General features: G+C 40.9%; 9 protein-coding genes. 8 read left to right on the top strand and 1 reads right to left on the bottom strand.

The annotated features are described in order from the left end of the window. Nucleotides 1–103: 103 nt before the first annotated feature. The gene (locus tag RMY27_RS15670) at nucleotides 104–2,032 is read right to left on the bottom strand and encodes a hypothetical protein (RefSeq protein ID WP_322664674.1); all 1,929 of its coding nucleotides are present in this window, start codon (nucleotides 2,030–2,032) and stop codon (nucleotides 104–106) included. A 745-nt stretch (nucleotides 2,033–2,777) separates the two neighbouring features. On the opposite strand from RMY27_RS15670, the gene RMY27_RS15675 reads away from it, so the two are divergent. The 8 genes from RMY27_RS15675 to RMY27_RS15710 all read left to right on the top strand — a co-directional run bounded on the left by RMY27_RS15675 (nucleotide 2,778) and on the right by RMY27_RS15710 (nucleotide 12,673). Next, nucleotides 2,778–4,172: an NADH:flavin oxidoreductase gene (locus RMY27_RS15675; protein ID WP_322664676.1), complete on the top strand. Its 1,395-nt coding sequence runs from the start codon at nucleotides 2,778–2,780 to the stop codon at nucleotides 4,170–4,172. 65 nt (nucleotides 4,173–4,237) lie between these two features. Then, the gene (locus RMY27_RS15680) at nucleotides 4,238–5,704 is read left to right on the top strand and encodes a c-type cytochrome (RefSeq protein WP_322664678.1); all 1,467 of its coding nucleotides are present in this window, start codon (nucleotides 4,238–4,240) and stop codon (nucleotides 5,702–5,704) included. 11 nt (nucleotides 5,705–5,715) lie between these two features. Then, a complete protein-coding gene (locus RMY27_RS15685) occupies nucleotides 5,716–6,126 on the top strand; it encodes a hypothetical protein (protein ID WP_152591000.1) in 411 nt (136 codons plus the stop codon). A gap of 88 nt (nucleotides 6,127–6,214) precedes the next feature. Then, entirely contained in the window at nucleotides 6,215–7,648 is a 1,434-nt protein-coding gene (locus tag RMY27_RS15690) for a c-type cytochrome (RefSeq protein WP_322664681.1), read from the top strand. A 72-nt stretch (nucleotides 7,649–7,720) separates the two neighbouring features. Further along, nucleotides 7,721–9,361 carry a lipoxygenase family protein gene (locus tag RMY27_RS15695; protein ID WP_322664683.1) on the top strand — a complete coding sequence of 547 codons (1,641 nt, stop codon included), beginning with the start codon at nucleotides 7,721–7,723 and terminating at the stop codon, nucleotides 9,359–9,361. A gap of 29 nt (nucleotides 9,362–9,390) precedes the next feature. Then, nucleotides 9,391–9,696: a putative quinol monooxygenase gene (locus RMY27_RS15700; protein WP_322664685.1), complete on the top strand. Its 306-nt coding sequence runs from the start codon at nucleotides 9,391–9,393 to the stop codon at nucleotides 9,694–9,696. Nucleotides 9,697–9,715: 19 nt separating this feature from the next. Then, nucleotides 9,716–10,768, top strand: a complete 1,053-nt coding sequence (locus tag RMY27_RS15705; RefSeq protein WP_322664687.1) for a saccharopine dehydrogenase family protein — start codon at nucleotides 9,716–9,718, stop codon at nucleotides 10,766–10,768. Between the two features lie 351 nt (nucleotides 10,769–11,119). Next, on the top strand, nucleotides 11,120–12,673 hold the full coding sequence (locus RMY27_RS15710) for a cation:proton antiporter (RefSeq protein ID WP_322664730.1): 1,554 nt from the start codon (nucleotides 11,120–11,122) through the stop codon (nucleotides 12,671–12,673). Nucleotides 12,674–12,841: the final 168 nt, after the last annotated feature.

Genomic DNA, 12,841 nt, shown 5'->3' on the forward strand with positions numbered 1-12,841 from the left:
ACGAGTGCAGAATATCAAGACAAGTTGTCTTAGTACAACATTTTATTAATTCGTAGCGAATTCTCTGCCTTTAAAACACTACGATTTAACACGGGAGCTGTACTTAGAAAGTTTTCACGAACTCAATTAGGGCTTTCTTATCTTCATCTGGGAGATTTGAGCCAAAATAATGACCCTCATCTTCTACAAAGTCAGGAGATTTGTTGGCTCTTAAAAGCACACGTGCTAACTTACCCTTAATTCCACCGCCTGGTTTCAAGTCTTGGAAAAGGTTGCCGAGATTGAGAGATGTAATCGCTTCTCTCATATTGATGCTTGCCAGCAAATTCACAGGTGTACCTTTAGGAACAGGAAGCCTAAATCTGGGATTCGGATCTCCTGGGGGAAGCTCTAATTTGGTATCTTTAGATGTCCTGCTGATAATTCCCTCACGCTTTTCAGGCCACAGAAGCTTTTCCATCGCATCCGTATAGGCTTCTACACGTCCTTTCACTGAAGGATCTTCGTTGTAAAGTCCTAGTGTGTTGTTGTGCAGAAGTGGTGCTGTTGCCCAAATGCTCACTAGTGAAGGTGTACGGTAATAACCCAAACCGCCGTCAGGTATCTTAAATTCGATGGGTTTTTTCTCATCGAAGGGGTTGTACAGCGTCAAAGTACCTGGTGAAGGCAGTTCTTTGAACGTCTTCGACGAGAACTGATCCCAAATATGCCCCTTAGCGGCATTTGTCCCTAGCGATCGCGCCGCATTAGTACCAATTAAAGTAACTGGATAACGCTGGTCATCAGACAAGAAGTTGTGGTCGAGGAAATTACTACTGAGTACAGACTCTTCGTACCATTTTTGAGCCTGTTCGGGGTCAGCAGCGATTTCAGCAGATGGCTTTTTGCTGGAATGACAACCAGCACAAGTGCTGGCAAAAACTAGCTTGCCACGTTTGAGAACTTCCTCATCTTTAGTCAAGAACTGTTCACCACCTGGTGCATCTTTCAGGTGCATCGGCTTGATGGTTTTCAAGAATGCTTCGGCATCAGCCATACGTGCTTCTGTCTGTCTCCAGCCTTCGCACTCCTTGCGCGCCTTTTCAATATCAAAAGGTTTTTGGGGAGTTCTGCCTAATAAAGGCTCATGAAGACTTGTCCAGTAATCGCCGCACATCCCAATGTTGACGTAGACGCGTAGTGAGGCATTTGCCACTCCTGTAGAGTCCGCACCATCCTTGAGAATATGATTAACATCCTTAATTGACCCATCGTTCATCACCTCTGGATATGTGGGGCGATCGCCTAAATTAAAAATGGCATTAATCGCATTCGGATTATTGATATGATCGGTGGCAATCCGAGAAGTATCAGAAGTTCCAGGTCTTTGAGAATCAAGTACTTGCTTAACAAAACTATTTTCTCCAACGCTGGATGCAAATAATTTATTTTCCTTAATGTACTGATTACCCAATGCTGCTACAAGGTTTTCCCATTTTGGATGTTCCTTGTCTTTGGGTGGATTAAGAGGATCTAACGCTACATGACAGATGGCGCAGGACTGCCCGATCACGTAGGGAGGCTCAACTTGTGAGTCTTTGGCATATTCAACAGGGTTCCATTTCGCCGAGTCGAAGTTGGGGTTGGGGAACTTACGCAACCCAATTACGCCAGTTGAGAGCGGATCTTTACATTTATCTAGCAACAATCCATATTCATCTGGTGCTGTCGCCTTTTCACATCCAGGATCATTAATTGCGCCATAACGTTGCAATCGCTCGTCATGCATACGCGAGTCAATCAGCTTTAGCAGGTCAACACCGCCATGTGTTCGCTTTGCTAAATCACGATAGTACTTAGAATTACCGCCAGTCCATAAGTACCAAGTGCAACGACCCCGTTTCTCGGCATCTGTCAAATTCTCCTTTGTGTACTCTGGGAGATAACCGATGCCCTCACAGTTATCAGGGTATTCAGATACACCCGTATCTGAATACTCGGTACTTATGGACGTAGGTGTTTCACTATACTCATCAGCTAGAGCTGTAGGCATTCCATAAAAGCCGCAGACTATAAACATAGTCGCGAATAGGAGGAGCAGACAGCCCTTAAAAATTAGACTTGTCTTTTTCATAAAACTCTCTGGTCATAACACCTAAACCTTTCCCACTGCACCTCACCTTTGCAGAGGTACATTAATGCTTCATCACTAATTTCCCATTTTCCAGATTAGTCTTGGGATATTTTAATGATTAATGTACCCTACTGAGGTTCGTTATATATGAAGTTACTACACAATTTTGTAAAACGTCATCAATAAACTTTTATACATTTATAAATCAAAAATTTAAAAAATTGTAAATTTACAATGGTGTTCAATAACCAATTTGCTATGGTTATATCGATTTCCTACGTGCCTGGTTAAGTTTGTAACAAATTGTTAGCAGCTACTTTTAAGGTTGTCTTAACCTTTTAAGACAAATAAAAGACGGAAAATTCCACTTTTTTTAACAATTGCTCTGTAAATACCGTAGGTTTACAAATTGCAAAAGTCTTTATATAACTGTAAAAACCAATAAGGATAAATATCCATGCTGAAACTTGGTAGGTAAATTTAAGTAACAAAGACTTAATACTTAGCGATCGCATCCGAAAACCTCCACTGTAGATTTGTAGACATAAAAAACTACCCTCCCAAAGACACTAGAAATAATAGTTCTTTGGCGAGACTGTTAGTGCTACGAATAATTTTGATGCCTAATTTTATTGCCGAAATAATATAAAAGACAGAGGAACACATGGAAAACGATATTATCTTTGAACCATTGAGATTCCGTAATCTCACAGTAAAAAATCGGATATTTCGCTCAAGTATTTCTGGCAGATGGGATAACTATGATGGTTCAGGTACTCAAGCCCGAATCAACTGGGAAGAAAAGTTTGCTCGTGGTGGTGTAGGAGCGATTATTAGTTCCTTTGTCCCAGTCGCCATCCGGGGACGAATTATGCCCAATTACGCCACCATTAACTGTGATGAACGCATTCCCTTTTGGCGAAAAGTAGGAGAAAGAGTCCACGAATATGACTGTAAATTTATTTTGCAATTAAGCCATTCGGGGCGACAGCAAGATATTGGTGGTGTAGAAAACTTAGGAAAAAAAGCGTTAAGTTCCACTAGCCAAACTGAGCCATTCCACGGCTTTTTGTGTCAAGCGATGACACTAACAGAGATTAAAGAAACAATTCAATACTTCGCTGATGGTGCTAGACGTGCCCGTGAAGCAGGTTTGGACGGAGTGGAATTGCACAGTGCTAATGGATATCTTTTTAATCAATTTCTCAGTTCTGGAATTAACGACCGTCAAGATGAATATGGTGGTTCATTAGAGAATCGAGCGCGGTTTTTGCTAGATGTAATTAGAGCAATCCGCAAAGAAGTAGGCAACGACTTTCATTTGCAATTCAAAATTAGTGCCGTTGACTATAACAACGCCGTCACCTTTTGGGAAAAACCAGGTAATACCATAGAAGATTCCATCCAAGTTTGTAAATGGGCAGAAGAAGTTGGAGCTGATGCCGTCCATGTGTCAACTGGTAGCTTATTTCCTCACCCACTCAATCCCATTGGTGATTTTAATTTTGATGTAATTACTAAAACTTATGACGCCATGTTGTCGAGTGGTGTCGAAACCACACGTAACTACATTTTATTTCGCAAAGCATTTTTGCATCCAATTTTCAATTTTTTATGGAATCGCGTAAAAAAGCAATTGCCTCCTCAAGCATTTAGTGGTGATGATGTAAAAGACCCGAAAATCAAACAGCTACTAATAGAGAACCAAGGCAGAAACTTACTAGATTCTAGAGAAATTAAAAAGCACGTTAATATTCCCGTATTATGTACAGGTGGTTTACAGCAAGCTTCTTATATTCGTCAGGCAATTAGCGATCGCTATTGTGATGGGGTGACAATGGCTCGTACCCTAATTGCTAATAATGACCTAGTTAAATCTTTTCAAGCAGGTAAAGACCTGGCAGATAAACCCTGTACTTATTGCAATAAATGTCTGCTGAATGTAATTGAAAATCCTTTGGGTTGTTACGAGCAGGATCGCTTCAATAGTTATGAAGAGATGATGGAAGAAGTAATGTCAGTCTTTCATGAAACTCAGTTTGCAAATTTATCTAGATAAAAAGCGATGCGTATCACATCGACAATCTCGCTTAGAAATAATCTCGAAAAAATGGGGAGTGTTTCATGACTGAACAAACAAACCCTACCCTACTTCCAACCTCAATCAAGGGAATCTTCCAGCGGATTTGGGTTGTGATTGTAGGTATTGTAGCAGTAGCAGTATTTTTCCTTTGGCCTGTTTTGTCCAACTCCCCAGTGGATTATGCTGATATTGAAAACCACTTTAAATATGGTTCAATCGGCAGCGAACCAGTCAATGGCATCCCTTACTGGATTTGGAAAGTTTTACCAGAATTATTCCCAGATAAATTACCTGGAAAAGGTTATACTTCTTTGGGATTTATCAAAGAACCTAACAAAGATTTACCTATAGGTTTTTCGCAACGACGAGTCTTTATCGATAGAGTTAGCTTGAATTGTGCTGTATGTCATACAGGAACGCTGCGAAATACTCCCAATAGCGAACATCAAGTCATCACGGCAATGCCTGCTAATGTAGTTAATTTGCAGGGATATATCAAATTCTTATCAGCAGTTGGTGTAGATGAGCGCTTTACTGCTAACCGGATGTTGCCAGAAATTGAAAAAATCAGTGGTGGTCTTAATCCCATTGAAAAATTACTTTATCGCTTCATTGCAATTCCTCAAACCAGAGATGCACTAATTAATCAGGGTTCTCGACTAAATTTCGTTGAAAAACAACCAGATTGGGGGCCAGGAAGAGTAGATACTTTTAATCCTTATAAAGCAATTCAATTTCATTTCCCAATGGATAAATTGCGTGAGGATGAACTGATTGGTACTTCTGATTTCCCTTCCGTTTGGAATCAAAAACCCCGTGAGGGATTGCAGTTACATTGGGATGGTAATAACACTTCCGTTGATGAACGAAATAAAAGTGCAGCTTTAGGCGCTGGAGTCACACCCACAACGATTGATTTGCCTCGAATTCAGAGAGTTGCTGATTGGCTTTGGGAACTACCACCACCAAAATATCCCTACGAAGTTAACGAAACTATAGCAGCGAAGGGAGAACAGCTTTTTGAAAGTAATTGTGCTAGTTGTCACGCTTTTGGTGGTGCATATACAGGCAAAGTTGTCCCAATTCAAGAAATTGGTACAGACCCTCATCGTCTCGACTCATATACCTACAAAACGATGTCTAACCAAAATACTCTGTATACAGGGTATCCGTGGCGCTTTAAGAATTTCCGTAAGACTAATGGCTATGCAAATATGCCCCTTGATGGTGTTTGGTTACGTGGCCCTTATCTGCACAATGGCTCAGTCCCCACCTTACGGGATTTACTAGAAACACCAGAAAATAGACCTAAAGAATTCTATCGTGGCTACGATGTCATTGACAGAGCAAAAGTTGGCTTTGTATCTGATGTCGGTGTAGAAAACGGTAAGCAATACTTTAAGTTCGATACCACAAAACCTGGAAATAGTAACAGTGGTCATTTATATGGAACCGATCTTCCTACAGAAGATAAAAATGCCCTAGTTGAATACATGAAAAAGCTTTAAAAGGAGAAAAAATGAATAATTACGCTAAATGGTTTAGTCGCGTTACTTGGCTTGGCATTATTGTTAATATGCTTTTTGTCATTCCTTCTTGCTTCTTTCCAGAATTAATGCTGACGTTCCTGAAAATGCATATACCAGAGCCAATTATCTGGGTTCGTGCTGCGGGAATGCTGTTGTTTATTATTAGTGCATTTTATATTCCTGGGGCACTTGATCCGTACCGATATCAGGCAACTGCCTGGATATCAATATTTCCTTCAAGAGCTTTTGGATCAACATTTTTCATTTGTGCAGTACTTTTCTTTGGACAAGATAAAGGATTTTTATCCATTGCCTTTGTAGACCTGTTTTTTGGATTAGCGGAACTAATTCTTCTAACCCTAGCAATGCGTAGCAAAATGCAATCGCTGCAATTCCAGTGAAGCAATTATCTTAATTTTATCCCTAGCTTAGTGTAGATATATTCCTGCACTACAAACAGATTCTTCTGCAAAGGAGCAAAAGAGTGCCATGACAATACTTAAAAATAAAATAGGTAGGGTAATCACAAGCATAGTTTTAATTGCGATCGTTTTAGCTGGTGTAGTTGGGTATGTGGGATGGTACAACCTTTTTCGAGAGGTTCCCACATATTATGAATCGCCTGAAGAACACTTTAAATATGGTTCTATTGGCACAGAAGAAGCACAAGGTGTTCCCTATTGGATTTGGCTGGTACTACCACGAATATTCCCTGATAAATTACCAGGGCCAGGTGGTTATACTTCCTTGGGAATCACATGGGAAGAGGGTAAAGAAATGCCAGTTGGGTTTACGAAAAAAACCATTGGCTTCCCTCGCGTCGGTATAACTTGCGCTGTTTGCCATACTGCCACCTATAGAAAAACAGAGAAAGATAAACCCACAATTGTGGCTGCGGCTCCTGCTAATAAATTTGATTCGCAAGGCTATTTACGATTTTTGAGTGCAACTGCTGGCGATCCTAGATTTACAGCAGATTATATCCTTGACGAAATCAAATATAATTACAACCTTTCCTGGTTAGAAAATTTACTTTATCGCTATCTGCTAATTCCTCAAACTAAGAAAGCACTGCTGCAACAAAAAGAAGACTATAGTTGGACAGATTCTCGTCCTAACTGGGGGCCTGGTCGAATTGATCCTTTTAATCCGGTTAAATTCAATACTTTAAAGTTGCCTAAAGATAACACTATTGGCAACTCTGATATGATGCCTCTTTGGAATCAAAAGATGCACAAAGGGTTTGCACTTCATTGGGATGGGTTAGAAACTTCACTAACAGAAACTGTTCAAACTGGAGCAATTGGTGATGGTGCTACCAAAAAATCACTTCCTGTAGCCAATTTACAACGAGTAGAAGATTTTATTCAAGAACTACCACCTCCTAAATATCCATTTGCTATTGATGAGCAAGTGGCTGCAAAAGGAAGCCAAATTTTTGCTAATACTTGTGCATCTTGTCACGCGTTTGGTGGGGAAAGAACAGGTACTGTTATCCCTGTGGAAGAAGTAGGAACTGACCGCCATCGGTTAGATATGTGGACGCAAGAAGGAGCAGATACTTACAATCATTTTGGTGATGGCTACCCTTGGGACTTCAAAAACTTACGTAAAACCAATGGGTATGTATCCGTTTCCCTAGATGGCTTATGGTTAAGAGCGCCATATTTACATAATGGTTCAGTCCCATCTCTACAAGATTTGTTCGAGAAACCAGAGAATCGTCCTCAAGTTTTCTATCGGGGATATGATGTCTACGACCCGAAAAAAGTTGGTTTTATTACTGAGGGAGATGAAGCCAAAGCTATAGGTTTTAAATACGATACCAAGGTAACTGCTAATTCAAATCAGGGACATATTTATGGCACTGATTTATCTGATGAGAATAAAAAAGCTTTGATTGAGTATCTGAAAACTCTGTAATGAAGCTTGTTTGCTAAATCCTGACGTTAATCATTTACTAGCAACCGCTCAAAAATAGAATTGGAGATCATCGTGAAACCATATTTACCACAAAAAGATCCTGATGTTAATGTCCGAATCAATTGGCTAGATAAAAATCGAGAAGAGTACAAGTTTAATTACGATTATCTAGCTCCTCTACCAGTAATTGATAAAGTTCCTCATAAAGAAATATTCTCGGCAGAATATACTGCTAAACGTTTGGCAAGTATGGCAAGCCTTGCACCAAATATGCTAGCTGCTAAAGCCAGAAACTTCTTAGATCCATTGGATGAATTGGAAGAATATGAAGAACTTTTATCACTCCTACCAAAACCCGATGTTATAAAAAATTACAAAACAGACTCTTGTTTTGCAGAACAACGACTCTCTGGAGCGAACCCATTAGCTATCCAAAAAATTGATGTATTACCTGATAATTTTGCTGTCACGGATGAACATTTTCAGAAGGTTGCAGGTACAGAATTTACTTTGGAAAAAGCACTTAAGGAAGGCAAGCTGTATTTCTTAGATTATCCTTTGTTATCTAATATTAAAGGTGGTGTCTACGATAATGTTAAAAAGTACCTTCCCAAGCCACAAGCTCTATTTTATTGGCAAAATAATGATAGTCCTAATGGTGGTTCTCTAGTACCTGTTGCCATTCAGATTAATCATGACTCTGGTGCAAAAAGCGTTATTTATACACCAGATGACCCCCATTTAGATTGGTTTTTAGCAAAAACCTGCGTTCAAATTGCTGATGGCAACCATCAAGAATTAGGCAGTCATTTCGCCTATACCCATGCAGTTATGGCTCCCTTTGCGATTGTAACTGCGCGCCAACTAGCAGAAAATCATCCCATCGCTTTACTGTTAAAACCCCACTTCCGTTTCATGCTATTTGATAACGATTTGGGACGCACTCAGTTTTTACAGCCTGGAGGCCCAGTTGATGAGTTTATGGCAGGTTCATTGGCGGAGTCTCTTGGATTTGTAGCGAAGGTTTATGAAGAATGGAGTGTGGAAAAATTTACCTTCCCTCGGTTAATAAAAAGTCGTCAAACAGACGATCCAGAAATTTTACCGCACTTTCCTTTCCGGGACGATGGCATATTAATTTGGAATGCTGTCGAAAAGTTTGTGGCTGAATACTTGCAACTCTATTACAAAACCTCACAGGATATCAGTGACGACTATGAGTTGCAAAATTGGGCTAGAGAATTAGTGGCTCAAGATGGTGGTAGAGTCAAGGGAATGCCAGCCAAGATTGAGACTCTAGAACAACTGATTGAAATCATCAGTGTGGTAGTATTCACTTGCGCTCCTCTACACTCTGCTTTGAATTTTTCTCAGTACGAATATATGGCTTTTGTACCCAATATGCCCTATGCAGCCTACCACCCAATTCCAGAAACTAAAGGTGTGGATTTGGAAACTATTATGAAGATACTTCCTCCCTTTAAACAAGCTGCCGACCAGGTGATGTGGACTGAGATTTTAACATCGTACCACTATGACAAATTGGGTTTTTATGATGAGGAGTTTGCCGACCCGTTGGCGCAGGAAATTGTGGTGCAATTTCAACAGAATTTGCATGAAATAGAACGGCAAATAGACATTAGAAATCAAACTCGTCCCATACCTTATAACTACTTCAAGCCTTCGGAAATTATTAATAGCATTAATACTTGAATTAGTTTTAGTAAAAAAGAGGAATCACAATGTCAAATCAGAAAATAACCGTCACCGCTCGATTAAAAGTGAAGCCAGGTTTGGAAGACAATTTTAAGCAGGAATTTCAACCTGTAATAGCTCTCACTCTTACAGAAGAAGGTTGTATTAATTACGATTTGCACCAATCTGTTGACGACCCATCTTTGTTTCTGTTACATGAAAACTGGGTCAACCAAGAAATTTTAGCTCAACACCTAGAGCAGCCGTATATTAAAGCTTTAGGGGAAAAATCAGGACAATTTTTAGTTGAACCACCTGAAGTCAGGTTATGGCAGCAGATTGCGAACAATTAATTCCTAGTTGGTGATAATAATGACATCAAGGGTGTTATTGTATGGTGCAACTGGCTATGCTGGAAAACTCATTGCTGAATCTGCTAAAAATAACGGACTGGAATTAATTTTAGCTGGACGTAATCAAAGTTCACTAGCAGCTGTAGCCAATGAATTAAGTTTGGACTTTCAGGTTTTTGGCTTAGACGATCCGCAAGCGATCGCTCGCTCTCTTGAGGATATAATTGCTGTCATCAATTGCTCTGGGCCTTTCTCCAAAACCTCAAAGCCACTTGTCGATGCTTGCCTGCAAACTAAAACTCATTATTTAGACATCGCTGGCGAAGTACCTGAATTTCAGGCGCTACAGGCACGAGATGCGGAGGCTAAAAGTGCAGGGATAATGCTTCTCCCTGGTGTGGGATTTGGAGTTGTCCCTACTGATTGTGTAGCTGCTTACCTCAAACAGAAGTTAGCAATTGCAACGCGACTGATTTTAATCTATGAAACAGTGGGGGGTGTATCTCAGGGAACTGCAAATACAGTACTGCCAACTTTACATCATATCGGGGTAGTCCGAGAAGCAGGTAAGCTCATCCCATCTCGCCCAGCATCGAAAAGACGTAAAGTTGATTTTGGTTATGGCCCGGTGACAGCAGTAACAAACCCTTGGCGTGCTGATATTTTCACTGCTTTCCAAAGTACGGGTATTCCCAATATTGAGGTTTATACCGTATTTCCTAATCCTGTGCGCTTTCTGATGGAGTCGAGTCAGTATTCGGGATGGTTATTTAACTCGTCTCTATTCCAAAATGCTTTAGCAAGTCTAATTAAAACTCTACCCACTGGGCCAACGGCAGCAGAAAGAGCCAAGGGGCAAGTTAGAGTAATTGGTATTGCTGAGGATGAAACTGGTCAACAAGTAACTGCGAAGCTCTTAGGGCCGGAAGCATACGATTTTACGGCATTGGCGGCTGTAGCAGTGATCAAACGGGTAATTAAAGGCGAAGTTAAGGTAGGATTCCAGACTCCTGCATCTGTATATGGCGCAGATTTTGTCCTTGAGATTCCGGGAGTTACCGGGTTCGAGTAAGAATATAACAGGAATGGCACAAAGAAAACGTGAAACCTGGTCAGGGCAGGGTATAGGGGGTAGGGGGTAGGGTGTAGGAGAAAATCAAGAAAATTAAAAACAAGTGCGAACATTAATAGATTTCTTTGCTACGCAACGCTGGCGCGAACGTCACTACACCCCACACCCAAAAACCTTATCAATAGTGGATTTACCGATATCTTAGTGCCATTCGGATATGACAGAAAGCTGGGTTTTTTAGGCTTGATAGCGAAAAAACCCGGCTTTTTTTTGCAGACTTAACTTGCTAATTTGGCGTGAATGAGGAGAGAATCTATCAGTCAAGCCAAACTAACTTTCCAAAACGTAATAGTGGATGTTACCGAATTAGTCAAAGTTTCAATTATTCTCTTGGTTCTGGCTACAGGTGTAGCTTTGTTGTCCCGACGGTTGGGAATTCCTTATGTTACGGGTTTAGTAATAGCAGGTTTGCCCATCACTGAGTTATTGTCTCGTCGGATTGGTTTAAGTCCAACCCTTGTTTTGGATCTTTTCTTACCAATTCTCATCTTTGAAGCTGGTATTAATACAGATGTCAGCCGCTTACGCAGCACCTTTAAACCAATTGCCTTACTAGCTGGACCAGGGGCTGTGATTTCCAGTGCGATTATTGCCGTCCTGTTGAAATTTGTCCTGGGACTGAGTTGGATACCTGCATTATTTGTCGGAGTAATTCTGGCAAACACTGATACTGTTTCCATGATTGCTGTATTTAAGGATATACCAGTACCCTCGCGGCTTTCCACTATCGTTGAAGGGGAAACTTTATTCAATGATGCCGCTGCCTTAGTTTCCTTCAACTTGATCGTGCAAGTATATTCAACAGGCTCACTCACATTTATAGAGGGAATCCAACAACTGCTATTTATCTCTCTAGGTGGCTGCGTTGTAGGGTTAGTCTTGGGCTACTTGAGTATACCTGTATTCGCCCGTTTAGATGACGCTCTTAGCAGTCTTTTACTGACAGTTGCAGTTGCATTAGGAACTTTTCAGGTTGGGCAATTTCTCGGTGTATCAGGCCCTGTGGCTGTAGTTGTTGCTGGATTAATTTTTGGGAATTTAGGGCTTTCTCGCAATACTTCTGCTTCTAGCCGCATCACTTTATTGAGTTTTTGGGAATATGCCAGTTTTACTGTCAACACCTTTATTTTTCTGTTGATTGGTGTAGAAATAAACTTGGTAACGCTTTGGAAAACTTTACCTGCAATTCTACTTGCAGTTTTAGCTTATCAAGTCGGGCGAGTTCTTACAGTCTATCCACTGCTAGCATTAGTTCGTTGGATTGACCGCCCAATTCCGCTGCGCTGGCAACATTTACTGTTTTTAGGCAACATCAAAGGTTCACTCTCAATGGCTCTGGCATTGAGCTTACCTACTACACTGCCTGGGCGAGAGGTCCTGATAGCTATAGTCTTCGGCTGTGTGGTGGTGTCGTTAGTCGGACAGGGTTTAAGTTTGCCTTGGGTGGTAAAACGCTTAAAATTATCTAAATTTTCCGAAGTTCAACAACAGGTTGAAGAATTACAAGCCCAATTGATGACGGGTAAGGCGGCACAAGATGAATTAGATAGCCTGTTGAAATCAGGGGTATTACCAAAAGCCGTTTATGAAGAGATGCGTTCAGCTTATCAGGTACGAATTGCCGGTGCAGAAAAAACATTACGGGAACTATATAATCGTCGCCCTGATGAGGTGGAAGGTGGAAGTGGGAAGAGCAGTAAGCTTGAAGCCATTCGTCGACGTTTACTGCTGGCAGAAAAAGGAGCGCTCAATGAGGCAATGCGGAAGCGAATTCTCTCAGAAGAAATTGTGCGCGGACGGATACAAACTCTTGATGAACAATTGTTGAAATTAGAAGATGATTAAATATAGGGCATTGGGCATGGGGGATAGTCTAAGCTTCGTTGATGAACCTCTGAGCTTTGTCGCTGAACCTCTGAGCTTCGTTGATAAACCTCTGAGCTTTGTCGCTGAACCTCTGAGCTTTGTGAATGAACCTCTGAGCTTCGTTGATGAACCTCTGAGCTTTGTCGC

Source organism: Nostoc sp. DedQUE09, from assembly GCF_034530915.1.
In the GTDB taxonomy this organism is placed as follows: domain Bacteria; phylum Cyanobacteriota; class Cyanobacteriia; order Cyanobacteriales; family Nostocaceae; genus Nostoc.